We start from the raw sequence: 26,410 nt of genomic DNA, 5'->3' as shown, positions 1-26,410 counted from the left end.
AAAAAAAATGATAGGTTAACACTTATTTTAAAGGAGCTAAAAGAGAGAGCGATGAGAAAAGGAATCTTTGTTTCAGGAACAGATACTGAAATCGGCAAATCCTTTGTCACTGCAAGCTTGGCTGGAATGCTAGCGAAAAAAGGAATCGATGTAGGTGTGTTTAAGCCGATGATGAGTGGAGCTAAACGAGAGGATATCCTTAGCGATGCCTACATTCTAAAACAATTCTCGCAAGATCCTTTACCACTAGAAAAAATTAATCCTTTTCAATTTGACGAGCCGCTTGCCCCCTATGTTGCTTCTAAACGAGCTGGACAAAGCATATCTTTAACAGAGGTACTAGATGCTTGGTATACCATTCAAGACCAACACGATTTTTACCTTATTGAAGGAGCTGGAGGACTTGCGGTTCCATTAGGAGAACATTTTCTAGTTGCGGATCTAGCCAAAGAGATTGGCTATCCCCTTCTCATCGTAGCCAGACCCAATCTAGGGACGATCAATCATACCCTGCTAACTGTGCATTATGCTAGAAGCATCGGCTTAGACGTTCTTGGGGTCATTATAAATGGACTGCGCGCTCCAGTAGGTGTTGCTGAACAGACCAACCCGTCACTGATCGAGCAATTTGCTGATGTTCCTGTATTGGCTGTACTTCCTTGGATTGAACATCCAACTCCTGAAGAAATGATACGAGTGGCTGAAAAACATATTGATATCAAAAAATTTTATAATACATAAGGAGGAATTCTCTTGTCTATTGAGATTCAAAAAGGGATCACTTCCCAATGGGATTTACTCGCACACAAAGCGTTACAAGGTGAACTACTAACTCAGGAGGAAGCATTTGAAATTCTAAATTCTCCTGATGATGAGCTACTCTCTCTATTACAAGCGACCTATAAAGTTCGCAAGCACTATTACGGAAATAAAGTGAAGTTAAACATGATTATTAATGCCAAAAGTGGACTCTGTCCAGAGGATTGTGGATACTGTTCACAATCGATTGTTTCAACAGCTCCTATTCAGAAATACACGCTACTAGACAAAGATACCCTCATAGCTGGTGCTCGGGAAGCAATGAACCGCAAGGCTGGAACCTACTGTATTGTTGCCAGCGGTCGTGGAGCGACAGATCGTGAAATTGATCAGGTAGTTGAAGCTATTAAGGAAATCAAAGAAGAGATGCCTCTAAAAATTTGCTGTTGTCTGGGGATTATTTCAGAAGATAAAGCGCAACGATTAGCAGAAGTGGGAGTCGAGCGATATAACCACAACCTCAATACAAGTGCAAAACACCATAGTAGTATTACTAGTACACACACCTATGATGATCGTGTGTCTACTGTGGAGAAAGTGAAAGCAGCAGGGATGTCCCCCTGTTCTGGAGCTATTATTGGCATGGGTGAAACACACGAAGATATTTACGATATTGCTGTTCAGCTAAGACAGCTGGATGCCGATTCGATTCCTGTTAACTTCCTACATGCGATTCCTGGAACACCTCTTGAAGGATTAAAAGAGTTAGAGCCGCGCTTTTGTCTAAAGGTTCTTGCTCTATTCCGCTTCATCAATCCTTCGAAGGAAATTCGTATTTCTGGAGGACGCGAAGTTAATTTACGCTCACTCCAGCCGTTAGGCTTATATGCCGCCAACTCCATCTTTGTCGGGGATTACTTAACCACAGCAGGACAGGAAATGACGGATGATCATAAAATGATTGAGGATATGGGCTTTGAGATTGAGCTCTGTGCTCTGTAATTCCTATTACACAGTATAGAAAGCATGTCCATTTCTAATATAATAAAAGGGTGAGAAACGAAACTGCTTCTCACCCTTTTTTATCATTTTACAAAAGGTTCTGCAACTGAGTAAGTAAATCAATTCCTTAATACATCTCTTGAATTTTTCTGTTTTATAGGAGGTTAAGAAGTTCACATCTATTCTAGGATCTTGATCGAATCAGAAGGAGATAAAACGTTAAATATATCCAAGGGGGCTATTTAAGCCCCGCCTTCTTGAGTATATTTAAAAATACATCTAATGTTACTGTTCATCTAACCGGTGCTTTTTTATTTTATTCCCGGAGGTGGGATTTAAATACATCTAATGTTACTGTTCATCGAGAACCCTGGAGCACTCTTGTTATTATCTAACCACATTTAAATACATCTAATGTTACTGTTCATCAAGCAGAGGAAGGTGAGAACGTGAGTAAATCAAAATTTAAATACATCTAATGTTACTGTTCATCTTGCAACCCCTTATGCCTCAGCTAGTTCTATTAACGAATTTAAATACATCTAATGTTACTGTTCATCTTTATAGGGATTGCTGATAGAGTAGGAGATTCAAAATTTAAATACATCTAATGTTACTGTTCATCGGATAAAAAACGAAATAGAGGCTCTCAGAGGCTTGATTTAAATACATCTAATGTTACTGTTCATCTTTGGAGATGATAGACATGGAAAGCTACAGCTTGCAATTTAAATACATCTAATGTTACTGTTCATCCCTAGAAAAAATAGGCTTGTTGTTATTATAACATGACGCTTACCCCTGATAACACTGAAATTCTCGTATTTTTCCCAGCCAACAGCATTATTTTATAAATAATCCCTTTCAATTGCATAAACTCCTATTTTAATCATCATTGTGCAGGTTATTTAGTCTTTAGAGGTTGGGAAAATTACAGGGGATATAACCCAATATCCCTCTACCGTAAGGTCAGTTACAAATGAGTCGGTTAGTATTTTATGCTGTATAAAATCTCTCTATGGCTGGGATAATATTTCCCTCACTTAGTTCGCCATTAAGTTTACTTGTCAATATGTTTATTTAACTGAATTTTTAAATTTTTGTGACAAATATATTGAGATTAGGTACTTGGTTATGGTACTATCGTATTATCAAATAAAGAAAGCACTCTCTGCAGAAACAATGGCAAACCATTCTAAAGAATGGGACGCAAAGTCATAGGCCTAAAGTTGCTATATACTAGTGACCAAGGTAGCTAGACTGCTGATAGCAGGGAAATGCCCTACTCAGCATCGAGAGTGTTCCTTTAATACAAAAGGAGGAACGACACAATGGTAGTAGAAAATTCTTTTGTTTCGTTGTTAAAAGGGTTAGGGTTTGCTTTCATAGCGATAGGTGCTTTACCGTTTCTCATTTTGAAGTTACTACTTGGTGGTCAAAGCTAGAGAGAACAAAGAGTCATTTCAACAAGAAAAAAAGGGGATCATAGTCAATCGGCTGTGATCCCTGTTCTTTTATTCAACTTCATTTCTATCTTTTATAGCCCTTTATTAAATATAATAGTAGAAACCTTTTAAAAAATTGATTAGGAACTATTAATGAGAACAAGCTATTACTATTTGACCAATGCCTGTACAACATCCTCTATTTTCATTCCATCCGCAATAGGACCACTTTTCATCCAAGTTTCAAAATTGACTTCGTAAACACGTCCACCTTTGACTGCAGGGAGATTCTTCCATAGTGTGTTTTCTGTCAAATCCTTGTATTGCTGGTCAGCACCTGTATCCATCGTCAAAAAGATATGGTCTGCCGTCAACTGGGGGATAACCTCCAGCGAAATGTTTGCTACTCCTAAATTTTGGTCCAGTACCAGATCTTTCACTGCTTGCGCAGGCTGTAGGCCTAATTCTTCATATAGAACCGGTCCCGCATACCCGGGTCCACCGTACAAGCGGAGTGACTTGGCATGTACCCGAACGATGGCTACCGTCTCGTCGCCTATAACCTCTAGAATCCTCTCGCCGGCTTCCGTTGCCTTAAGATCGTAAGCCGCAATCACTTCTTCCGCCTTATCGGACTTGTTCAGCAGTTCTCCTAATGTTCTGATCGTCGCTCTCCAGTCAGCCCTTGCATCCTTGAAGGCATAGAAAGGAGCTATCTTTTCCAAGGTGTCATAGATTTTTGGGTCATAGACATTGGTCAGTAAAAAATCGGGTTGGGCAGCAAAAAAGGCCTCCACATCGCCCTGAATATCAATATCTTGCAAGTCCAGATTGAGATAATCCTGACCGCTCCAGTCACCGATCCGCGCTTGCCGTAATGGTTTCACTCCCAGTGCTGTCAGCTCATCTTCCAAATAAATTCCGATAATCCGCTGCGGGTCGACCGGCATGTCGATTTCATGCCCTATCTCGTCTGTTACTCTGCGTGTTTGTTTTTCTGTTTCGCTCTCCGAATCCACATCTTCTTGTATCTGTTCACTAACATTTGCGCCAATAGACTCTTTCTCTCCGCCGCCTGTGCATCCAACCAGCACCAACAGCAATGCCAATAAGCCTACCCCTCCGCACTTTCGATATTTGTTCATCCTCGATCCACTCCTCTTATATTGATAATCATTATCAATTATAGTTTGTCCTGTTATGACAGACAAGGACAAAAGCGGATCACTCGCTTGCACGATTGTGACCTCAATCAGATCCCAAAAATCGAATCACTTCTTCCAGCTTCAAACTATTCATTACGATCCCGCAACTCATCCAAATATAAAATCCCGCTTGATACACATTGCCTCTGCGCACCGCCCGAAGCTCCTGCCAGACAGGTCTTCCCATGATCTCCTTTGCATGATGTTCCGCATCCGGATCAATGACAAGCAAAATATAATCAGTGTCCAGCATTGACAGATCATCCAGTGAAATACTCACCATACTCAAGTTCCATGCAAGACTTCGAACTAACGAGGGGGCTTTAAGTCCCAGATCACCATATAATACGGGTCCGGTGTAGCCTTGCATCGGACCGCCGTACAGTCTTAATTCGCTGCTGTGTATGCGGATTAACGCTACTGTCTGTTCTCCTATCCTTTCGAGAACTCTCGTTCTCGCTTCCAAGCATCGACTTTCATATGTCGCAAATACTGTCTCCGCTTCTTGTTCGCGTCCCATAAGCGCTGCAATTTCCCGAAATGCAAGTCGCCAATTCTGATCCCAAACAATGGACACCGTCGGCGCAATCCGATTCAGGAGCGCTTCTTGATCCGGATTCAGATAGTTGCTGCAAAGAATCATTTCCGGTTCGGCAACAGACAATATTTCTGCTGAACGCGTATCAAAGTCCAGTTCTTCCTCTCCCAAGTCAATCGAGGATGCGATACGCGATGCCAACGGATGCGTCCTAGGAATCATCGCCGCATACGGCGTGATACCAAGAGCCAGCATATGATCAATGTAGGGAAAAAAGATACATGCCACCTTATTTTTCTGTTTTTTCATATATTCGGTAGGCGACATGCCGATCGCCTGCTTGAATTTGCGGCTGAAGTAGTAGCCCTCCCCAAAGCCTACATGCTCTGCAATATCCTCAATGGCGACGTTTCCGCGCAAAAGTTCCCGCCTAGCGTGATTTATGCGTATATCCGTCAGATAAGCCTTTGGTGTTTTACCTATTACCTTCTTAAATAATCTGGAGAAATATTCCTGATTCATTCCCGCCAAGCTTGCCAACCGGTCACGTGTAAGAGCCTGCTGAAAGTGCCCCTCCATAAAGCGTACGACAGACCATATCGCCTCTTCGGCGTTTCCCTTTCTTCTGACAGAGACGGTTTGCATAAGCAAATACATCAATTCCTGAAAAACAAGCTGCAACCGAAACCTCCCTAAGTCATCCTCTTCATCCCGCCCCATATAGAGCTGTTTGGCCTTGTTTACTATTGAGAAAAATTCACGGTTTGAGATGTCACCGCACCAAAATAGTCTTTCCTCTTCCGACTTGGACTCTCCCTTCCCCACAAAATCTGAGACGACGTTGAAAGTCATCTCGTAGTATGCAATTCCGACTCCCTCCTGGACATGCATCACATAAGGAACTCCTGCCAACAATAGGAACCAGCTTCCTGATCGGACCAATTGCCTGCGCTCTCCAACCTCCAAAACGCCTTCTCCTGTCACTACAAGAAGAAGACGAGAAGCCATCCTGTAAGCCTTTGGCCCCTCCCCGATTCTATCCGGCAGAATCCGATATCCCTGAACCTGAACAAAGTATTCTCAATTGGCAGCCAACTTCTCGGAATATTCATCATTCACGGGCCTCCCTTTTTGCCTGCTAACAATTTGGTGACTGAGACCATTAATACAGTCAATCATACCACAACTAAGCGACTGTATATGATATCAGTACTAATCCTAAATGTGTTTCCGTTAGCTGAAATCCCCCAATTAAAAAGCAACTTTTTGAACTCCGTTACCTCTTCGGCTATACTAATTGTAACGGCCATGAAGCGCATGCACTTGGATCCGTTACTTATCGGGTCAGTATTTTTTATTTTCATATATGAATGAATCAATTTTATAATGCATTTTATTAAAAATGCTCGTAAGAGCAGAATTTATATTACGAGGTTTTAAAAACTATTAGGCAGCTTTACCATCGTTCAAATTTCCTGATGTGGAGGAAAAGGGATATGAATACATACGCAGCCTTATTACGAGGAATTAATGTAGGTGGTAAAAATAAAGTAAAAATAGATCACTTAAAAGAGATCTTTGCCCAATTACAATGTAACAATGTGTCTACCTATATCCAAAGTGGAAATGTGGTCCTAAAAAACTCCGTCCCTTCGTTCTTCAAAATACTATTTTAGGAGGAAAAATAAATATAAATGACAAGAAAAAATTTTACGATCCAAGCATCTTGGCAAAGTGATAGTGAACGTGTAGAAGTAAAAATAAAACCACCAGAAGAGTATGAAGCAGTAAAACTCTACAGAAGGCTTCCAACTTACGGCTATAGGGAATTTGCCGATCTAGGCCCTGTAAACTCAAGCACCACATATACTAGACATTTTTTTGTTGACGTGGAGGGTGGGGAGTATGAAGTACAGGTCCGTGCATTTAAAAAACAAAAGGAGGCAACTTACGATGAAGATTATGGATATGTTTTTTGTTTACCACAATTGGGATCAGAAATAAAAACCAAACCTTTACGTAATACAGATATCGCACTATACACGAGTGGGAAATATATTTTTGACTTTTATGTGGGTAAAAAAATAGGATCACTAGCAAAAACGGTTATTAAATCAATACCTGATAGTATAGTAGGTTATGTAACGGCTATTGCAGATCCTCTTGACAAGAATCATTTACGTTTAACTTCATGGAAAGAACCTCAGATAAACGACTACTTCTCTTATCAATTAAAAGAATTAGGGATTAGAACCGTAGGAACAGTCCGATGGCAGGACTATATCTCCACCACTAGCCTTTGGCGAAAAAACAGCAATAATGTATACCAAATTATTAACTCATATGGTGAATGTTTAAGCTTTCCCATGTTTCGCGATCAAGATCGCTATAGATAAAGGAGGCTTCCATCAGAATATTAATTTCTTATGAGGTTTGATGATGATATCATCCACAACCTCTTCGTTCTCATTATCTAGCCATGTTATCACGACTTTAACCTCGCTCTTTTCGTTGAGCCTTTCACCAAGGGCGATAAATGAGAGCTTATCTGTAATGGCATCATTATTACTACGTGCAATAATTACCTCACCTTCAACCATAAACAGTAAAGACTTTAAAATAACCTCGCCATGTCCATTCCAGTATAAGATCCCCTCCCAAGTATCTTTGTATGAGTGGTCTTGGTAATATGCAACTTTCCATTTGTTATTTTTAGACTCACCATTCCAAACTGGAGCTTGAAAAAACGAATAGATAACCCAGCATCCTAAGACAATAAACAGTGCAATTGTTATCCGCTTCATGTGAAAATTCCTCCTTGTTTGTCCTATTGTAAACCTAAGATACGCATTTTGAATAATCATAATAGATTGGGAAGCAATAAAATCTAGCGTTTGAAAAAATGCAGCAGAGAAATTAGAAAATTACGATAAAACAGCCCATTTATAAGGAGATTATATGAGTCATAAATTAAAGATATCCTACATTTTTGTAGTACTCCTCATTCTGCTAGCCGTTTGGGTCCTTTACTCTATTAATCAACCTCCTATGTGGAAGGGGAGCACTCAAGATGGACAATGGAGAGCAGATTATAACAGAGAAGCAAATGCTCCCAAGGGAGATTGGATTGGCAAGCTAGCTTGGAAGGGTCAAAATGAAGTGCAGCTTGTAGGAGCCGAGCTTACCAAAAATGGAGAACTTGTTCATACGCTTGAGAACCGCAATGTTAGCTTGACAATGGAAGATCATTCAGTAACCTATTACCATACATGGGAACCTATATCCAACAGCAAAAAGGATCACCTTCAATTAACAATATTTTGGGAAGATGAGAATGGCAAACATGAAGATCATATTGTCATGACCCCTAAGAATCGTTATTTTGTCATCCCTTCTTTCTTGCAGTAATCGTCTACCATGCTAGAACTACTTCGCCCCCACTTATTACAGTGAAATAAAAAAAGGGATCATACATCGAAGGTGTATCATTCCTTTTTTATTTCCTCTAACGTTTTTTTGTTTTTTTGTTTTTAATTTCTTCAACAAAAGTCCTAGCTTCTACACAACTCCAAAAAACGAGCTTCCCTTTCCTCCACCATCCCCAAGCGAGTCATTTCTAGAAACCGAGGGTGTAACAGCTCCTTCAAGATCTGATTCTTGCGCCGTACATCCTTTACTTCTAGCAGCACTCTTTTTCTAGCTTCTTCAAGAAAAAGGAGATATTCCTCATAGGATTCGTCAAATTGATCGGCTAGATCTCTGCTAATCTTGCGTGCCAAGCCGGGGCTCGCTCCAGAAGTAGAAACAGCAATCAGAAGCTTCCCTCGCTGAAAGGTAGAGGGCACAATAAAATTACTTAGATCAGGTCGATCAATTACATTTATCAATTGATGCTCGGCTGCGGATTCCACCACTTGAAGATTCACTTCGGGATGATTGGTTGCGGCAATGACCAACATGTACGCACTCGTATCCCCTGCTTCGAAGGTACGAGAGAGCCATTTGATTTGTCCTCCCTCTTGGATCATCCTAGCTAGCTCAGCTGTCACCTTAGGGCTAATCACCGTGATTCGAGCACCCGCTTGAACTAGAGAGCGAATCTTTCGTGTAGCTACCATGCCTCCCCCAACAACTAAACAAGGCTTTCCTTTCAGTTGAAGCATCATTGGATAATATCTCGACATGACTCATCTCTCCTACTCTTTATTCGATACCCCCGCAGAGGAAAAAGTAGCCATCTCACTGACCATACGACAAGCTGATTCTAACAGCGGAAACGCTAGAGCCGCTCCACTCCCCTCTCCTAAGCGCAGGTTAAGACGAAGTAAAGGAGTCAAGCCTAGCATATCTAAAGCGACCGCATGACCGGGTTCCTCAGATTGGTGACCAGCAATCATATAGCCTTTGACCTCGGGACATAGCTTCACGGCTAGAAGTGCTGCCACGGTACAGATAAATCCATCGAGCAGAATCGGAATTTGACGGTGAGCACTCCCCATCATCGCACCTGCCATTGCTGCGATTTCGAGTCCTCCTACTTTGCTTAGAATGTCGATGGGATCCGCTGAATTTGGCTGCCTATTGTTCAAAGCTTGGGCAATAATCGAACGCTTTTTGGCTAGCTGTTCTTCTATGATCCCCGATCCTTTACCCACAATCGAATCTATTTCTTTTTCGCTAAGTACTGCTAGTATAGCACTACTTGTCGTCGTATTGCCAATTCCCATCTCTCCGAAGACTAAGCATTTTGCTCCCTGTTCAACCATCTGTTCGGCTGATTCAATCCCTGCTTCCAATGCCTGAAAAGCTTCCTCCCTGGTCATTGCCTCCTCTTGCAAAAAGTTCCCCGTTCCATAGCGGACCTTCTTATTGATACTTCCTTCCATCTCCAAATCCTGTGCTACACCCACATCTACAATAGAAAAGTAAGCCCCCATTTGCCGAGCAAAAACATTAATGGCAGCCCCTCCTTGCAGGAAATTATAGATCATTTGAGCCGTTACCTCCTGAGGAAAGGCAGATACTCCCTCAGCGGCAATTCCATGATCAGCGGCAAACACAATCACTCCCGGTGGAGAAACAACTGGGAAGCTGGACGACGTGATTTGAGCGAGGGTGATTGCCAGCTCTTCCAGTCTGCCTAAACTCCCCTGAGGCTTGGTTAATTGATCAATATAGGTGGATACCTCTTCTTTTTTCAATTGATCAATAGGTTTAATTTCTTTGATGACTTCCGTTAGTTTTGGTGATAGCATCTCGATTCCCCTTTTCCTACGCTTGTTGATTAAACTCTTCCATTTTCCTTCTAATATAGTCTAGTTGGAGATGATCTCGAACATGCCCAGCCAGCAGATCGAAGGATTCCTCTCTAAGCTGAGTATACGAAGGTCGTTCTAAGATGGGGGCTAGCCCTTTCTTTTCTCTCAATTCATTTAATAGAAGGATTCGGAATGGATCATTATGAAAGATCCCATGAAAATACGTCCCAAACAGGTTCCCTTCTTCACTTTGAACTCCATCTGTATGATTTTCTAGCCCAATAAGAGGAGTAACTTGCTGCTCAACATGGCTTACTCCCATATGAATCTCGTAACCTTCTACTTTTAGCTGCTGATTTTTCCATTGCAGCCATCCTTCAGAACGAACCGTTTTCTTCTCCTGCGTTAACACTGTGCGAATGGGCAATAAGCCAAGACCTGTGATTTCTTTGAGAGGTGACTCCACTTGATCAGGATCTTCGATTCGTTCTCCAAGCATCTGATATCCTCCACAGATACCAAATATCATGGTGTTTGACGAAAGGCGTTTTAGCTCATTAGCTAAGCCGCTTTGCTCTAGGAATTGCATATCTTCTAGGGTGTTTTTACTTCCAGGGAGAATGATTAAGTCTGGATTTCCTACTTCTTTTGGGTGCTTAATGAAACGAACATGACAGTCTGGCTCGGTAAAAAAAGGATCAACATCTGTAAAGTTAGAAATCATGGGATAACGAATGACAGCAATATCTAATTCTTTACGAGTATCTACTTGGGCTGTATATTGCTGAAGAACCACAGAATCCTCTGCGTCAATATTTAGATTGGGGATATAGGGGATTACCCCTAGAACAGGCTTACCAGTATACTCCTCAAACCAGCGTAAGCCTGGTTCTAAAAGAGACACGTCTCCACGAAATTTATTAATGACCACTCCGATCACTCGCTCCCGATCCTCAGGATCTAAAAGCTGGAGAGTACCAACTAAGCTGGCAAAGACCCCACCCTTTTCAATGTCTCCAACAAGGATGACTGGCGCTCCTGTCATTCTCGCCACCCTCATATTGACCAATTCTCGGTCATTCAGGTTAATCTCAGCCGGACTTCCTGCCCCTTCAATGACCACCCGTTCATAGTCGGTAGCTAGCCTTGTATATGCTTCTTCAATTAAGCGGAGCCCCTGCTGAAAAAAATCGGAGCGATACGCCTTCGCCTGCATATTCTGATACGGCTTGCCATGCACGACGATCTGAGATTCATGATCACGGGTCGGTTTAATTAGGATCGGATTCATATCGGTTGTCGCCAGTACTCCTGCGGCTTCTGCTTGTACCCCTTGTGCTCTTCCTATTTCCTTGCCATCCAGCGTAATATAGGAATTTAAAGCCATATTCTGAGATTTAAAAGGGGCAGTATGATATCCATCCTGAGCAAAGATGCGACATAGCGCTGTGACAATGGCACTCTTCCCCGCATCCGAATGGGTTCCTTGAACCATGAGCGGGAGTGCCTTACGCATGAGCTTTCCACTCCTCACATGCTTGAATCCAGCGCTCAACAAGAGCTGGACAAGAGGCAAAATGAAAATGAGTATAACCTGCAACGAGATTGTCTTGCATAATCCTTCCTTTTTCATCCCTCTCATTCCCTTGGTTTGATAGGCAGGCGTTATTTCCGTTGCAGCTTCGAAGGTAGAATAGTGAAATTCATGCCCCTTCGCCTGTTCTTCGCCCGTTAGTAAAAAGTTACCTGGCTCCCCTGTAATCTCACGATAACCTAAGGCAGCTAGCTTAGACTGCATTTTCACCTGTCCCGGAACCACTCCTACCATTGAATAAGCTTCCCCTTGGCGAGTTTCGATAGATTCAGTCAGATACATAAATCCTCCGCATTCGGCAAGGGTGGGCATTCCTGCTCTAATGGCTTGACGGATGGACTCTTTTACTTCCTCCTGTGCAGCTAATTCAGCAGCAAATTCTTCGGGAAAGCCTCCACCAAGATAAAGACCGGCTACATCATTAGGAAGGGCTTCCCCCTTTAAAGGAGAAAAATAGACACATTCCACTCCTGCAGCTTCTAAGAGTTCAATATTCTCCTGATAATAAAAATTAAAAGCGGCATCTCTAGCAATCGCCATTCTGATTCGAGGATGATTTGTTTTTACTTGAAAAATGGAGTGGGGATTCGGAGCAATTGAAGAGGTTTCAGCCAAGGTCAGAATCTGTTCAAGATCCACGGTGGCTCCAATTAATTCTCCTAATTGCTGAAAAAACGGTTCAAGTTCGCCTCTTTCAATAGAGGGAACAAGCCCTAAATGCCTCTCAGGAATTTCGATTTCTCCTTCTTTCTTCAGATAGCCGACCACAGGGACTCCGCACTCCTGTTCAATCGCCGCTTTGACTAGCTTATAGTGTCCTTCACTGCCTACACGATTGGCAATCACACCGACAATGCGCGGACCCTCAGCGAAGCTCTGGAACCCTTTGACAATGGCCGCCGCACTGCGAGCCATGGCTGCACAGTTCACCACTAAGATGACAGGGCTATCTGTAATCATACTGATTTCAGCCGTACTCCCTTGATTATGCAGAGGGCTTTTCCCATCAAAAAAGCCCATGACTCCCTCAATAATCGAAATATCTGCTCCTTCACTTGCCCTGCTCACAATATCTTGAACAACCTCATGCTCTAGCATCCAGCTATCTATATTTCGAGAACGTCTCCCTGTTACCGCTGTATGGTAGGTCGGATCAATATAGTCTGGACCACATTTGAAGCCTTGAACGACGTATCCCTTCTGTTTCAGTGCTGCCATTAAACCAATGGTCAACGTAGTCTTGCCGACTCCACTCCCTGTACCTGCAATCACCAATCTTCGTTCCGTCATTCTTTCGTTCCCCTTTATCTATCCAATTCTATTGATTCATACTAGTAGCTTAGAAGTCTTGCAACAGACCAATCGATAGCGTCACATTTCCTGATTTCTTTTTGACCAGCTCAAGGTGATTATGTCCTAAGTATCTTTTGACTGCGGGTTCACTAACTCCATAGGCTCCTGTGAACTTGAAAACTGTATCTGAGGGGGCAGAGATTTCCATTTCATTTAGTTCTTCAGGAGTATAATATTGAAAATCCCAGCTATATTTCTCAACGACAGCGAGTAATCCCTCTTCATCCTTTTTTAAATCAATTGTGCAGACAGTTTTGACACTCTTGATCGAAAACTGCAATTCATCCAGTGTATCTAGGATAACAGATTCAATTTCCTCTGCCGCTGTTCCCCGATTACAGCCAATACCTAGAACAATCACCTTAGGACGATACAATACACCATTATGTAAAATAGCTGATTCGTCTTCCGTCAAATGGCGATGCGTGACCACTAAAGCGGCGTGAGGCTTCGCTTCCAAAGCGGCTTCAATCGACGAATACAACTGGATCGTAGAAGGCATGGGTGTATCATGCATCCACCAATCTCGTTCACCTGACTCTTGGATCACCGCTACCTGCTCTTCATTGACGACGGAAGCACTGACAGGAGTCAGCTTCTCTCCTGACTCCCATTGCCAGCCAAAGCGTCTGCCAAATAGATCAACAGGAATCGTTTTCTGCACATCAGAGGCGGTAGTAATAATAGGACGAGCTCCAATAGCTGCTGCTACTTCACGAGTTAATTCATTGGCTCCTCCAATATGTCCAGAAAGAACACTAATCACATTCTCTCCCTTATCATCAATAACCACGATTCCTGGGTCTGTTTTTTTATCTTTTAGAAGAGGGGCAATCATACGCACAACCGCACCTAGCGAAATGATAAGAATAATCCCTTGATACGCATTGAACAGAGCAGGAAGCAGCAGGCGCACACTCCCTTCAAAAAGCTGGATCTGTTTCTGTTCTTCATCCCCTCGCTCAAATTTACTCATATAATAAAGATCGGCATGAGAAAACTTGGTATGTAGATTCCTTGCTAATTCCACCCCATGCTTGGTAATGGCGACAATAGCATAAGCACCATTCTGTTGAATAGGAGCTAATTCCTTTTCCTGTAGTTGAATGATCATGGATTCTTCACACCCTTACGGAAACCATGGGTAAAGGAGGCATCATAAAGCTTGGAACGATACTCATCCTTTTCATGAATGTCAGGATCTAGAGCCCATCCAGCTAAGATCATAGCATGGGAGCGAATCCCATGTTTGCGCATTTCTTCATCTAGATTTTCTAACGTGGTCCTGACGATAACCTGATCAGGCCAAGTCGCTCGTTGAACCACCGCGACAGGCGTTTGTTCACTCCAGCCTGCCTCTATAAATTCCTTGACGACCTTTTTCGTTAAGGTGGCACTTAGGAAAAGAGCAATCGTACAGTGGTGCGAAGCCAGATCTCGTAGTTTTTCTCTTTCAGGGACAGGTGTCCTGCCTCTGCACGGGTTAAAATAACGGTTTGTGTTAACTCTGGGATGGTTAATTCAGCCCCTATCGCTGCCGCGGAGGCAAATACAGAGCTGACGCCAGGAACCACTTCATACTCTACTCCTGCTTTTTTAAGCAAGGCGACCTGTTCCATTATCGCTCCGAACATAGCGGGGTCTCCTGTATGAACCCGAACCACCATTTTTCCTTGCTGTAAGCGATCCACCATGATCTCTACCATTTCCTCAAGGCTCATCCCTGCACTCTTCAACACCTCGGCTTCAGGCTTTGCCTTCGCTATTAACTCTTCGTTCACAAGAGAGTCCGTATACATGACGACATCCGCTTGCTGCAATAGCTTCAGCCCTTTCACCGTAATTAAGTCTGGATCTCCTGGACCTGCCCCTACGATATATACCTTCATTACTTTCTCACCACCATCAATGTCAGATATTCAAGCTCTAGACCATCTAGTTCATTCACATTCCAGATGACTTCTTCCTCTGAGGTCACCTTGGTCACTACCGAAGCCTTGTCAATCAGTTCTAAGTCACGCAGTACCTGTAGCATTAAATCGATCACCTTGGCAACCTTAATAAAAATCACACAATCATTTTCTTCAATCACTTTTCTCATGGCTTGGTAATCATCTCTAGCAGGTACAATGGCGACATGCTCATCTCCATCTGCTAAGGCAATGCCTAATCTGGAAGCTGCCCCATTAATCGAAGATATTCCGGGAACCGTCTTAATCTCTACTTCAGGATGAAGCTTCTTCATTAAACGCATCATATGAATAAACGTACTATAAAGCAAAGGATCACCTTCCGTGACAAAAGCAACGTCCTTTCCTTGGCTTAAATGATTCCATACTTCCTCCACCGTTTTATGCCATTCCCTGTCTAAAATGGCTTGATCCTTGGTCATCGGAAAGACAAGACCCAGCATCTCTTTTTCATTAGGATTCACGTACACTTCTGTAATCCGATGAGCATAGCTTTTGCTCCCTTTTCTTTTCTTCGGATAGGCAATCACCGGGCTTTGCATTAAGGTGCGAAATGCCTTGACCGTAATAAGCTCAGGATCTCCTGGCCCTACTCCTAACCCATACAATGTACCAACAACAGCACTCATTCTGCTTCCCCTCCCTTTCGCTTCGCTGTAATGATATAGATCGGATTTAATCCTTCAAATCGAGTCATTTCTAAAATAGGCTTACTTCTGGAGATTTGGGCAAGTGTAATGGAAGTTTCATAGCCTTCCTCCTGAAAGGCTTGCATAGCCTGATACAGATTTTCTATCGTCACTGCATTTAAAACGATGCGTCCACCTTCCTTCAAACAACGACAGCACTGAGCCAAAAGCTCACGCATCTCTCCTCCTGTCCCTCCTAAAAAGATCGCATCCGGATCTGCAAAGCTCTCTAATCCAGCTGGCGCTTTGCCTTGAATCGCCACAAAATCGGTTCTGAATTTTTGTTGGTTCTGCAAGCAATTTTCTAAATCAGCCGCATTTTTTTCAATGGCAAAGACCTGTCCATGACGAGCGATTTTTGCCGCTTCAATAGCGATCGAGCCCGTACACGTACCAATATCCCAGACTACACTCTCTTCCGTAAGCTGAAGAGCCGCTAAGCTAAGGATACGCACCTCTTTTTTCGTAATGAGCCCCTTATCTGGCTTTCTCTGAGCAAATTCGTGATCCTCGATCCCCAGAGACCAACGAGGGGAAGGGGCTGTCTGTTTGAGAATGACTACATTGAGAGCAGAAAAGCTCCCTTCCCGCATTTCCTCTAACTCATACCAGCCACAACGTTCCTTCTCACTTCCCAGATTTTCTGCCACAAAGGCTCGATATTCGGTCATTCCGTAATGCAGAAGATAGCTGGCAATGGCATCGGGACTATTTTCTTCATCCGTCAGTAGGGCTACCTTCTTTCGTCCATCAATCCGTTGAGCCAGACCTCGAATGCTTCTTCCATGAATACTGGTTAAATACGCATCCTGCCAGCTTTCTCCCATTCTAGCAAAGGCTAATTGGATCGAGCTAAAATAAGGGTAAATCTCTATTTGTTTTGTTTTCTGCAATTTACTAGAGAGATAGCCACCAATACCATAAAAAAGAGGGTCCCCCGAAGCTAAAACAACTGTAGGTTTCTCCTCTTTCTCTAATTTTTCTATTAGGGCAGACAATCCCGCTCCAATGGAGATTTTCTCTCCCTTATACTCTGGGAAGAAAGCAAGCTGTCTTTCTCCTCCCACTAACACCTGACTCTCTTCAATCCATTCTTGGTAAAGGGGAAAAATCCCTTGCTTCCCTTCGTCCCCAATACCTATCACTTTAATCGAGTGCCTCATTTCGTTCTGCCCTCCCCAATTGTTGTCCTTTCAAGGTATACATCACTGTTTCAATCTCTAATCCGCCCTTTACTTCCTTCAATCCAGAGTCACAGCAATATGTGCATAGCTTTTCAAAAAAGGCAGAATACCCTGCTTCTAGCATCATATCTCCCACTTGTGATGCCGTATTGGCATTCCTGATTTCCTCCAGCATGTCTTCAGGAGCCCCTGCTTCCCTTGCTACCTGAGCCAAGAAACCAAAATCTATCGGTGCACTCTTCGAGTGAACCATCATAATCCCTTGGGCAACCTTAGAAAATTTCCCCATCATTCCAACCATGGTTACTTTTCTTAGGTTTAGACGTTTGCATTGCTGCAGGGTAAAACCGACAAAGTCTCCCATCTCAATAAAGGCTTCCTCAGGTAAGTCAGGATATAACTCCATGGCATATTTTTCACTGCGGCCTCCCGTCGTGATCGCTACATGATCACACTGGCTCGCTTGAGCTACATGTAAAGCCTGTACAATACTCGCCTTATAAGCAGAAGTAGAAAAAGGGACCACGATTCCTCTCGTCCCTAATATCGAGATGCCACCAATGATGCCTAACCGTTCATTTAATGTTTTTTTGGCGATTTCTTCCCCTTGAGGGACGGAAATCACAATCTGTACTCCACGCTCCACCTTATACTCTTGCAATACCTCCTGCGCCACTTCTAAAATGGTTCTGCGAGGAACGGGATTGATTGCCGCTTCTCCTACAGGAACAGGAAGACCGGGCTTGGTCACTCGCCCAACACCAACCCCTCCATCCAATTCAATCTCTTGCCCCTCAATCCACTTTACTGTAGACAGAATAAGGGCTCCATGAGTGGCATCGGGATCATCTCCTGCATCCTTAATCGTCCCCGCTGTTGCCATCGCCTCCGTATATTCACAGCTCTCCATTTTAAACGTAACTATTTTTCCAATAGGTAACATTGTCGTTGCTTCCAGCTGGCTCTTCTGCGTAATCAGAGCCAAAAGAGCCGCCTTTGTTGCTGCCGTAGCACAAGCACCTGTGGTATAGCCTGAGCGCATCTCTTTTGGATCTTTTTCTTGCTTTGCCTTCATGTGACACCTACCGCTCCTTTAACACCCGTATTTTACTCCATATTCTATCATAAAGTAGACTTCCAACAGATGTAGTTTTTACTCCACCTTATGATTAGAATGGATCATACACTTATAAAGAAGCTTTTGGTTCTTCTTATTTATAGGAGAAGGTTCCCGGATTAGCCAGCAGTGAGATCGCATTTAGTGCCGCTACGGTAACCGCACTTCCGCCTTTACGTCCAATGTTCGTAATAAAAGGAATATCTAGCTTTGCCAACTCTTCCTTTGATTCGGCAGCAGATACGAACCCTACAGGCATTCCAATAACCAGACCTGGCTTGGCTTCTCCCTCTTTCACTAAGCGAATGAGTTCCAGAAGAGCAGTTGGAGCATTCCCAATGGCAAATATCCCTCCCTCAGCCTCTCGAACCGCTTTTCTTGTCGAGATAATCGCTCTGGTGGTATTCAGCCTCTTCGCTTCCTCCATTACATCGGGATCGGAAATATACACTTTAATCTCTCCACCAAACTTTTCAATTCGAGGCTTACTGATTCCCACCTGTACCATTTGAACATCGGCTACGACAATCTTACCGCTTTGGATAGCTGCAATTCCTGCCTCAATCGCTTTGGGATGAAAAAGCATATTACGTCCAAATTCAAAATCAGCGGAAGCGTGAATGACACGTTGAACCACTTTATATTGTTCAGGAGTAAAATCATGCTCTCCAAATTCCTCCGTAATAATATTAAAGCTTAGTTCTTCAATCTCATGAGGCTGAACCGTAAAGGGTTTAAATTCTGTTTTGAAATCCATTCTATTCTTCCTCCTTTATTTCTATGTGAAGTATTTCGATGTGAAGTATTTCGATGTGAAGCTACTTCTATGGTAAAGCTACTTCCTACTTGAATATCCGCCTATCCTGTTTGCATGACAGATTGCTTTAAGAAACCATCTACCTGCTGAAGAACTCCTTCATAGGTCGAAAATAGGGTGCCATAGTTCACTTTGGGTCTGGAGATCATAACCGTTTCGATCCCCATTTCTAGGGCGGCTTCGAGCTTCTCATCCACAGCTCCCACCTTGCCGCTCTCTTTGGTAATCATCAGCGTTACCTGATAATGCTCATACAACGCTTTATTTAACTCCTTAGAAAAAGGACCCTGCATCGCCACAATGTTTTTTTGCTCTACACCTAACTGCTCACATTTCTCCATATTATCTAATCTGGGGAGCATTCGAGCCACTAAAGTCGTATCAGGTAAACCAATTAATTTTTCCGCAAAAATAGGTAAGGTCTTGCTCCCTGTCGTCAGCATCACCACGCCTCTTTTTTCTACAGCAATCTCTGCTGCTTGATGATAATCCTCGACGACCGTTACCAGCTCATGTTCGAAGGACTGACTTTCTCTTTCATAACGGATATAAGGAACTCCAGCACTCTTGGCACCTGCCAGCGCATTCTTGGACGCCTCTTCAGCAAAAGGATGACTGGCATCGACAACCACTTGAAAGGATTCTTCCTTTATTTTGGCTGCCATATCCTCTGCCGTTAACCTGCCAACATGAACCCTTAGTCCTGCTTCTTCAAGGGCTTTTGCTGCATTTTCAGTCACAACCGTGGTCAATAGCTCATATCCCTGCTGATGTAGTTTTATCGCTAATTCTCTGGCATCGCTTGTTCCTGCGAGGAATAGGATCATGTACGTTTCCTCCTTATTTTTTGATCGGTTCGTGATCATGATGGTGGTCATGATCATGATGGTGGTCATGATCATGATGATGCCCGTGGTGATGTCCATGATGATGATGGTCGTGATCATGGTCATGGTGGTGATGATGATCAATATGCTCCATCGCCGCCAAACGATACTGACAGGTATCACAGTTCATCGATACCAAACCATATAAAGCTTCATTAACTCGATCCTTAATAATGTCTTGCAGGCTTTGATGGTAACCAAAATAGTTCCCCAAAATGATCTCTTGATCTACATACTGAGCCCTAAATTCTTCGACCATCAGCTCCATCCGCTTGATCAGAATCCCTGTAAATAAGAAAAACGGAAGAATAATCACTCTTCGTGCCCCAAGCTTCACACAGCGCTCTACTCCCTCATGAATCAAAGGATCGGTCACTCCCATAAAGGCGGTTTCCACCCACTTCACTTGGTGCTTTTCCCAAAGCATCCGAGACAGCTTAAATAACTCACTGTTGGCATCAGAGTCACTGCTTCCTCGCCCAACAACCAAGATGGCTGTATCCTCATAGTTTTCATCCTTTTGAAGCCCTAGCTCCTCCAGACGGGAAAGTAAAATTTGCAAGGTTAATTGATGATTCCCAATCGGTCTGCCATATGTAAACTGGACATGGGGATGTCTTTCCTTCCCTTCATCAATCGCTGCTGGGATATGGATCTTGGAATGTCCTGCTGGAAGGAGAATCATCGGAATTAAAACGACATGAGTTGCTCCTCGCTGGACACAGGTGTCAATCCCTTGAAGAATCGTTGGTCTTTCAAACTCTAAAAAACAGGTTTCAACAATGAACTCATCCTTCAGTTGCTCCGTAGCAAACTCCACAAAGTTGCGTACCTCTTGATTTCCTTCTGCATCCTTACTCCCATGCCCTACAAATAAAACTGCCTTCATTCTTTCTCCTCCTAATCCCCGCATAAAGCAGGCTCAATTGATATTGGAATACTCATATCCTGATAGGTGTACCCTTCAATCACCTTGACACGCTTGAAAAACTTATGAAATCGTTCGTTCGGATGCCCTTCTGCCTTAAAGCGCTGCACAATTCGCTCTACAAGCCCCACAATCTCATCAGGTTCAATTCCCTCTGCTACAGGCTGAGCAGGATGAGCATTGCGCCCCACCGTCTTTGCGCCTAAAAAGAGATCAAACTTTCCTTTTCTGTAGACAATTCCAATATCCTCATTGACTGCTCCATAGCAGGCCATGCCGCAGCCATTAAAACCAATTCGAAGCTCCTTCGGCAGTTCCATTCCTCCTAATTTCTCCTGAATCTCATCAGCGTGTGGAATAGAATCCGCCTTCTCCCCATCACAGAAATCACAGGCTTTCATCTGTAATACATCTCCAATAGGAGAAAGGATCAAGCCTTCAGCTTCTAATAAAGTCGTGATTTCCTGTGGATCATACGTTGGAATACGAAGAATCATTTGATGATGAGGCGAATATTCTATACTCCCTTTCTCACCAACCACTTCAGCCAAACGAATCATCTGCTGAGCACTTAATTTCTTATTAGCTACACCTGGACTCACAGCAAATTCTAAAATCGATTCCTGTGGACGATAGGCTTCCAGCATGGACGCTGGAGAAGTGCCTAGGTCCTGAGGCAATGTTTTCTCCATGGTAGCCGCCACATAGGAAACAGCTTCTCCCTTCATTTGGCTGACCTTTTGACTTGCCAACATAGCCATTTCTAGCGCGGAAGGAGTTTCACCCTTTACCTCTGTATTTTCATTCTCTTCTGTAGCCAGAGTTTGTTCTAAAGCCCATGGCTCAGCTTCCTTTTGCAAGCGTTGATGCGGCTTTAACGGCTGCTCCTTCGCCCCAAGAGTATATTTACGCTGGTAGCCTCGAGGCGTAATCATTTTATTGTCATAAAAGAAAGTCGTCGAATTTCCAATAATAACGGTTGTTAACATTCCAATATCATGCTCAAGCATTTCTGCTAACGTCGTCATCACCACATGCTGTCTATCCCGATAAGCACTTTTCACTAAGCCAACTGGCGTGTCCGCTGAACGATATTTTAAGAGAATCTTTTGCGTTTCAATGATTTGTCTCGTTCTTCGACCGCTGCGTGGATTATATAAGGCAATCACGAAATCGGCTGAAGCGGCAGCTCCACTCGCTTGGCTATCAGCTCCCAAGGAGTCAAGTGATCGCTTAGACTGATCGTACAAGCATCATGCATAATAGGGGCTCCTAAGAGAGCTGCACAGGAATTAATAGCCGATATACCTGGTACAATTTCAACTGGAACTCCCGTCGTTTCTGTCCATCCTTGCTCTACTAACACTTCGTAGACAAGTCCAGCCATTCCATATACTCCAGAATCCCCACTTGAAATAACGGCGACAACCTTTCCCTGCTCCGCTTGTCGAACCGCTTCTTGAGCTCGTGCGACCTCCTCCGTCATCCCCGTACTAATGACCTGTTGATCACTAAGTAAGCCTACAATTAAATCCACGTATGTCTTGTAGCCGATAATCATATCGCTTTCCTGTAATGCTTGCTTTGCTCTTTCCGTGATGTGATCTGCATGCCCTGGTCCAAATCCCACCACCATTATTTTCCACTCATCTTGCTTCCCCCTTATAATCCAAGAATGATCCGTAGAGCTACAATCATACTATAGCTTCTTCTCTCATTTTCTCTGGTCAAAATTCAATCCCATAAACAGCAGGTACACCCTCGTTATAGTAATGTTTTTCAGGTTCAATCACAGAAACAAGATCCGCCAAGTCCTTTATTTCTTGTTTGGCATTTCTGCCCGTAATCACAAGATGGACATGCTTAGGCCTATTTTGGATCACCTCTAGCACCTCTTCTAATGGAAGTACATCATTAATAGGGAACTTATCTATGGCAAGAGCATTATTTAACTCATCCAAAATAACAAGATCATATTCTCCGCTTAACACCGCTTCTTTCGCTTTGGGCCATGCCTGCTTCAAAGCCTCTCGATGTTCTTCAGGTGTCTTCGTCCAAGTAAAGCCAATTCCCAATTGTTCCATTTCAACTCCTAGCCCCTGCAAGGCAATCTGTTCCCCATAAGATCGTTCTGGCGATTTAATAAATTGATAGATTTTAACCTGAAAGCCTCTTCCAATTCCACGCAAGGCAAGACCTAAAGCTGAAGTCGTTTTTCCTTTTCCATCTCCTGTATACACAAGAGTTAACCCATGTTGATTTTCCCTACTTCTGCCCAAATTGCTTCCCCTCACTTTCTCCCTTTTCGTTTACCCGCAACTTTATTCCACTGTGCTTAACCTCATGCTCCCAGCGCATTCGAGCAGGAAAAATAAAAAACCTTAGCCACGTGGCTAAGGTTAAAAGTGTATTCATAGTAGATCTAATGCTAGTCGAGGATACAAAACAAGTAGTAAAGACACACTGATATCCCAGCATCTCCCCTACTTCGTATACTCCCAATAGATCTAGTGGTCCCCTATTAAAAAGCAGACCGAATTCACTTTATCCTTCCCACCGAAGAATAACAGAACAATACATTTATAAGCAGGTCTCCTGGCTTACGCTTCATTTTACTCTTGTACCTTCCCAACCTTTAGTACCAGGTCAGTGGTTTTTTACAATTTCATCAGCGTTTACAGTAGCGGGGGCTGCATCGGATTTGCACCGATTTCCCTTTTTGTCCAGCATAGTGGACACTTATAAAGTAGACTTCCATCAGATGGAGTTTTTAGTCCACCTGATGGTTAAAATGATATAAAAGTATATTCAATTACAGTTACTATTTAGAATAAGATAGCAAAAAATATAATGTTTCTGCTATCTCTATTAAATCTTATCTATAGATTCATTGCAAGGCTTATTCTAAAGTTTGAATGTGACTAAGAAAACAAGAACCTGATCATTTCAGATGTATTTCCCACTCATACTTAAATAATAGATCCCCAACACGATAAAACAAGTAGCTAGAAAAGTGTTCATCTTCTAACCCTCCTGTTTTCGCTTAATAGCATTATTATAACATAATATTCCAGTTGTTCAGTATACCTATGATCGAATAGAGAGTGAATGTTCATTTACCATTCTAATATCCTCGTTAAAGAAGAACCTATTAATTTGTATTTTTTCAAAAATTAACACTTTTTATTATTTACACTTATTCCTTTATATGGTATAAATGTTTTATCATCCATTTTTTCTACATTAATATAATGATATGCATTCATCTTGTTACAGGAAAATACCAATTGAATCGGGAGGGGTCTTCACAAATGACAATAAGGACAAGCCACTCTATTGTTTTAAAAGAATCTATCAATCTAAAAGAAGTAGATGGAGAAGCTATACTCGTTGATAAAAACAATGGTGATCTTTTTGGTCTGGACCCTACAGCCACCGTCTTATGTCAGCATCTCGTTGAAGAAACGACCATTAATGAATATCTTGATAAGATGAAAGAAATATTCGATGCAACAGAGGAAGAATTGAAAGAACACATTCTACTATTTCTTGAGGAATTAACTCAGTTAGGGGTGCTTGATGTGAAATGAGCTACATAAGAAAATTCTTTCTAACCATGTATATATATCTTCTTATTTCCTACTACAGAAGATTGGTCAGTTCTGAGATCAATTGGGGGGATCTGGAGAAAAAACTAAAAAAAATGAGAAGAGAGGAAGCAACGGTCGATAACGCGGCTTATACACATGAACTTGTGAAAATGGTTCATCAAATAGGAGCTTACCAGAGAAATCTCTCCAATTCTTGTTTAGTCTTATCTATAACAGCCTTTCACTTACTGCAAAAGTCAAATTTGAATGCGACATTCTGTATTGGTGTTCAAAAATACCCCATCTTCTACTCTCACGCCTGGATAGAGCATAAGGAAAATCCCATCCATGAAGATCACAAAAATATCAAGAAACTAACAAAAATACTGGAGGTGTAGTATGGGTATAGTGGGTTTTTGGAAAGAAAACAGTCCTACCGACTCAAATCCTAGTATTAAAATATCTGGAACCATCTACGGTATCCCTACACCGCACGTCAAAGATAAAATTCATAACATGTGGAAAGTACATAAGAAACATATCCTGAATCATCTAGAAGGGGAGTTTTCCATCGTCTTGTATGATAAAGCTTCTTTCACAGCTATTACCGATCCAACTGGAAGTCATCCTTTCTACTACTCCATCATTGATGAAACGATCTATTGGTCTTTTGATTTAGCCGAATTGTCCTCTAAGCTTCCTTCTTTAACCATTGATGAAGATTTTGTCTATAGTTTTCTAGTGGCTGAAATAACGGGAAGACACCCCTATGACGAAACTAGCACTATCTACAAAGAAATCAAAAGATTGCCCTCCGGTACTATTATGACATTCACTAAAAAAACCACTTTCCACAAAGGATGGGATTGGATCACGGATGATTATATGGATCTATCCTATTCTGAAGCAAAGGATACATTAAATACTCTACTATATAAAGCAGTAGAAAATAGAGTTAGAAACCATCAGAAAATAGGAGTTTATTTAAGTAGTGGGATGGATTCCACTTCAATTACGAGCATCCTATTAGAAATCGTTAATCCTGAGCAAGTGATTCCCATATCCCGCTCCTATCCAAAATTTCCTGCTAGTGATGAAACGGCTCTCATTCAACTTTATAATCAGAAAATGGGGTTACAAGGATTTTTTTATGAAGCTGATAGCATCAATTTTTATGAGGATCTTCTACATCATCTTCCACAATCACCTCAACCAGAAGTACTTATTAATTTACTTCTTACACAACAAGATATCTCTCTATTCAAAGAAAAACAAGTCACCTGTGTATTGACGGGGCATGGAGGAGATTTTGTCCTAGATCCTTGTGATGAAATCCCACAAATTTTACTAAGACAAGGAATGTTTACAGAATGGTGGAAATGGTTTAAAAACATTAGAAAATATAAAGAAATGCCGAAAGGATACATATGGAACAAGCAACTTGTAGCTGCTGTATTTGGTCAATCCAAATATCACTACAATCAATTACAACAACAATTCGATTTCCCCTCATGGATACGACCAAGTAATCCCAATCAAGCGAACATGAAACCTACTATGCAGGCAGAACTCAATCCTTCAGACTATTTATTAGCTGACTTAAATCGATCTGATGGAACTAATTGGCTGTTTAGAAAAGAAGGATTAGATAGCACTCATCCATTTCTAGATTCTCGAATCATTAAGTTTATGTTCAATATAGCTCCATGGTATAAAACAAAACATGGAAAAGAAAGTAAAGGAATACTTAAAGATATCATGAGAGGACGAACCCCTGATGAAATCATTCAGCAATATTCTGCCATCGGCAGTGAAGATATCTTGGCTTATGACTTAAAAAAATCCCGTTCCTTACTTGATTCAGCCTTTCTCAATTCACCTATCTTTCAATATGATTTTATTTCACGCGAAACATTTTTGGAAGAGTATAAAAAATTACTTCAAGGTGCTGCAGAAACACCTACTAGACTTATTTTTCCAAGGTTCATTATTCTTAGTTCATGGTTAAACAAAATGGCAGACACAGAGTATAAAATGAATACCTCTACTGTCTGTTAACTCATCTTCAGAATAA

22 protein-coding genes, 3 pseudogenes, 1 CRISPR repeat array and 2 riboswitches are annotated in these 26,410 nt (G+C 42.3%); of the genes and pseudogenes, 8 read left to right on the top strand and 17 right to left on the bottom strand.

Annotated elements, in window-relative coordinates:
- Window positions 1–51 precede the first annotated feature (51 nt).
- Together bioD and bioB are read left to right on the top strand one after the other, a co-directional pair.
- Window positions 52–741: a dethiobiotin synthase gene (bioD, locus tag JCM10596_RS01885; RefSeq protein ID WP_025025680.1), complete on the top strand. Its 690-nt coding sequence runs from the start codon at window positions 52–54 to the stop codon at window positions 739–741.
- A 12-nt stretch (window positions 742–753) separates the two neighbouring features.
- Window positions 754–1,761 (top strand): biotin synthase BioB, encoded by a 1,008-nt coding sequence (gene bioB / locus JCM10596_RS01880; RefSeq protein ID WP_304502741.1) that lies wholly within the window; start codon window positions 754–756, stop codon window positions 1,759–1,761.
- A 267-nt stretch (window positions 1,762–2,028) separates the two neighbouring features.
- Window positions 2,029–2,517: a CRISPR direct-repeat array (repeat unit 30 nt; unit sequence ATTTAAATACATCTAATGTTACTGTTCATC).
- A 418-nt stretch (window positions 2,518–2,935) separates the two neighbouring features.
- Window positions 2,936–3,029, top strand: a riboswitch (cyclic di-GMP riboswitch).
- Window positions 3,030–3,376: 347 nt separating this feature from the next.
- Here bioB and JCM10596_RS01870 read toward each other — a convergent pair.
- Entirely contained in the window at window positions 3,377–4,351 is a 975-nt protein-coding gene (locus JCM10596_RS01870; protein WP_025025678.1) for an ABC transporter substrate-binding protein, read from the bottom strand.
- 103 nt (window positions 4,352–4,454) lie between these two features.
- Window positions 4,455–5,915 (bottom strand): helix-turn-helix domain-containing protein, encoded by a 1,461-nt coding sequence (locus JCM10596_RS01865; protein WP_159102294.1) that lies wholly within the window; start codon window positions 5,913–5,915, stop codon window positions 4,455–4,457.
- A gap of 530 nt (window positions 5,916–6,445) precedes the next feature.
- On the opposite strand from JCM10596_RS01865, the gene JCM10596_RS01860 reads away from it, so the two are divergent.
- Together JCM10596_RS01860 and JCM10596_RS01855 are read left to right on the top strand one after the other, a co-directional pair.
- Window positions 6,446–6,625, top strand: coding sequence for a DUF1697 domain-containing protein (locus JCM10596_RS01860; protein ID WP_025025676.1), 180 nt, complete (start codon window positions 6,446–6,448; stop codon window positions 6,623–6,625).
- An 18-nt stretch (window positions 6,626–6,643) separates the two neighbouring features.
- Window positions 6,644–7,345, top strand: coding sequence for a hypothetical protein (locus JCM10596_RS01855; protein WP_025025675.1), 702 nt, complete (start codon window positions 6,644–6,646; stop codon window positions 7,343–7,345).
- 12 nt (window positions 7,346–7,357) lie between these two features.
- Here the strand turns inward: JCM10596_RS01855 and JCM10596_RS01850 are convergent, their stop codons facing one another.
- Window positions 7,358–7,753: a DUF4944 domain-containing protein gene (locus JCM10596_RS01850; RefSeq protein WP_025025674.1), complete on the bottom strand. Its 396-nt coding sequence runs from the start codon at window positions 7,751–7,753 to the stop codon at window positions 7,358–7,360.
- Between the two features lie 154 nt (window positions 7,754–7,907).
- On the opposite strand from JCM10596_RS01850, the gene JCM10596_RS01845 reads away from it, so the two are divergent.
- A complete protein-coding gene (locus tag JCM10596_RS01845) occupies window positions 7,908–8,357 on the top strand; it encodes a hypothetical protein (RefSeq protein WP_025025673.1) in 450 nt (149 codons plus the stop codon).
- A 143-nt stretch (window positions 8,358–8,500) separates the two neighbouring features.
- Here the strand turns inward: JCM10596_RS01845 and JCM10596_RS01840 are convergent, their stop codons facing one another.
- From JCM10596_RS01840 to cobO, 14 genes and pseudogenes are all read right to left on the bottom strand, one after another.
- On the bottom strand, window positions 8,501–9,133 hold the full coding sequence (locus JCM10596_RS01840) for a precorrin-2 dehydrogenase/sirohydrochlorin ferrochelatase family protein (protein ID WP_025025672.1): 633 nt from the start codon (window positions 9,131–9,133) through the stop codon (window positions 8,501–8,503).
- A 12-nt stretch (window positions 9,134–9,145) separates the two neighbouring features.
- Entirely contained in the window at window positions 9,146–10,204 is a 1,059-nt protein-coding gene (gene cobT / locus JCM10596_RS01835; RefSeq protein WP_025025671.1) for a nicotinate-nucleotide--dimethylbenzimidazole phosphoribosyltransferase, read from the bottom strand.
- A 16-nt stretch (window positions 10,205–10,220) separates the two neighbouring features.
- A complete protein-coding gene (locus tag JCM10596_RS23320; RefSeq protein ID WP_034680277.1) occupies window positions 10,221–11,723 on the bottom strand; it encodes a cobyric acid synthase in 1,503 nt (500 codons plus the stop codon).
- Window positions 11,716–13,091: pseudogene (locus JCM10596_RS28510) on the bottom strand (cobyrinic acid a,c-diamide synthase CobB). The gene JCM10596_RS23320 and the pseudogene JCM10596_RS28510 overlap by 8 nt, the downstream one beginning before the upstream one ends.
- Before the next feature lie 49 nt (window positions 13,092–13,140).
- A complete protein-coding gene (locus tag JCM10596_RS01825) occupies window positions 13,141–14,268 on the bottom strand; it encodes a cobalt-precorrin 5A hydrolase (protein WP_025025670.1) in 1,128 nt (375 codons plus the stop codon).
- A pseudogene (cobM, locus tag JCM10596_RS23315) lies at window positions 14,265–15,043 on the bottom strand (precorrin-4 C(11)-methyltransferase). The gene JCM10596_RS01825 and the pseudogene cobM overlap by 4 nt, the downstream one beginning before the upstream one ends.
- The gene (cobI, locus tag JCM10596_RS01815) at window positions 15,043–15,753 is read right to left on the bottom strand and encodes a precorrin-2 C(20)-methyltransferase (protein ID WP_025025669.1); all 711 of its coding nucleotides are present in this window, start codon (window positions 15,751–15,753) and stop codon (window positions 15,043–15,045) included. The pseudogene cobM and the gene cobI overlap by 1 nt, the downstream one beginning before the upstream one ends.
- Window positions 15,750–16,976 (bottom strand): bifunctional cobalt-precorrin-7 (C(5))-methyltransferase/cobalt-precorrin-6B (C(15))-methyltransferase, encoded by a 1,227-nt coding sequence (locus tag JCM10596_RS01810; RefSeq protein ID WP_025025668.1) that lies wholly within the window; start codon window positions 16,974–16,976, stop codon window positions 15,750–15,752. Before JCM10596_RS01810 ends, cobI begins: the two co-directional genes overlap by 4 nt.
- Window positions 16,960–18,072 carry a cobalt-precorrin-5B (C(1))-methyltransferase gene (locus tag JCM10596_RS01805; RefSeq protein ID WP_025025667.1) on the bottom strand — a complete coding sequence of 371 codons (1,113 nt, stop codon included), beginning with the start codon at window positions 18,070–18,072 and terminating at the stop codon, window positions 16,960–16,962. Before JCM10596_RS01805 ends, JCM10596_RS01810 begins: the two co-directional genes overlap by 17 nt.
- A 136-nt stretch (window positions 18,073–18,208) precedes the next feature.
- Window positions 18,209–18,871: a precorrin-8X methylmutase gene (locus JCM10596_RS01800; RefSeq protein ID WP_025025666.1), complete on the bottom strand. Its 663-nt coding sequence runs from the start codon at window positions 18,869–18,871 to the stop codon at window positions 18,209–18,211.
- A 101-nt stretch (window positions 18,872–18,972) separates the two neighbouring features.
- Window positions 18,973–19,758, bottom strand: a complete 786-nt coding sequence (cobK, locus tag JCM10596_RS01795) for a precorrin-6A reductase (protein ID WP_025025665.1) — start codon at window positions 19,756–19,758, stop codon at window positions 18,973–18,975.
- Window positions 19,759–19,771: 13 nt separating this feature from the next.
- Window positions 19,772–20,707 (bottom strand): sirohydrochlorin chelatase, encoded by a 936-nt coding sequence (locus JCM10596_RS01790; RefSeq protein ID WP_025025664.1) that lies wholly within the window; start codon window positions 20,705–20,707, stop codon window positions 19,772–19,774.
- An 11-nt stretch (window positions 20,708–20,718) separates the two neighbouring features.
- Window positions 20,719–22,382: pseudogene (gene cobJ / locus JCM10596_RS23310) on the bottom strand (precorrin-3B C(17)-methyltransferase).
- Window positions 22,383–22,473: 91 nt separating this feature from the next.
- Entirely contained in the window at window positions 22,474–23,025 is a 552-nt protein-coding gene (gene cobO / locus JCM10596_RS01780; RefSeq protein WP_025025663.1) for a cob(I)yrinic acid a,c-diamide adenosyltransferase, read from the bottom strand.
- Between the two features lie 289 nt (window positions 23,026–23,314).
- A riboswitch (cobalamin riboswitch) is annotated at window positions 23,315–23,503 on the bottom strand.
- 554 nt (window positions 23,504–24,057) lie between these two features.
- Here cobO and JCM10596_RS01770 point away from each other — a divergent pair.
- Genes JCM10596_RS01770 through JCM10596_RS01760 form a run of 3 tightly spaced genes read left to right on the top strand, consistent with a single transcriptional unit; the run spans window position 24,058 to window position 26,394 of the window.
- The gene (locus tag JCM10596_RS01770; protein ID WP_025025661.1) at window positions 24,058–24,336 is read left to right on the top strand and encodes a PqqD family protein; all 279 of its coding nucleotides are present in this window, start codon (window positions 24,058–24,060) and stop codon (window positions 24,334–24,336) included.
- The gene (locus tag JCM10596_RS01765) at window positions 24,333–24,734 is read left to right on the top strand and encodes a lasso peptide biosynthesis B2 protein (RefSeq protein ID WP_025025660.1); all 402 of its coding nucleotides are present in this window, start codon (window positions 24,333–24,335) and stop codon (window positions 24,732–24,734) included. Before JCM10596_RS01770 ends, JCM10596_RS01765 begins: the two co-directional genes overlap by 4 nt.
- Before the next feature lies 1 nt (window position 24,735).
- A complete protein-coding gene (locus tag JCM10596_RS01760; RefSeq protein ID WP_025025659.1) occupies window positions 24,736–26,394 on the top strand; it encodes an asparagine synthase-related protein in 1,659 nt (552 codons plus the stop codon).
- Window positions 26,395–26,410: the final 16 nt, after the last annotated feature.

This window comes from Caldalkalibacillus mannanilyticus JCM 10596 (assembly GCF_000615945.1).
Taxonomy (GTDB): Bacteria; Bacillota; Bacilli; order Caldalkalibacillales; family JCM-10596; genus Bacillus_AT; species Bacillus_AT mannanilyticus.
The sequence above is the reverse complement of the archived record's forward strand: the minus strand, read 5'-3'. Positions and strand labels throughout refer to the sequence as shown.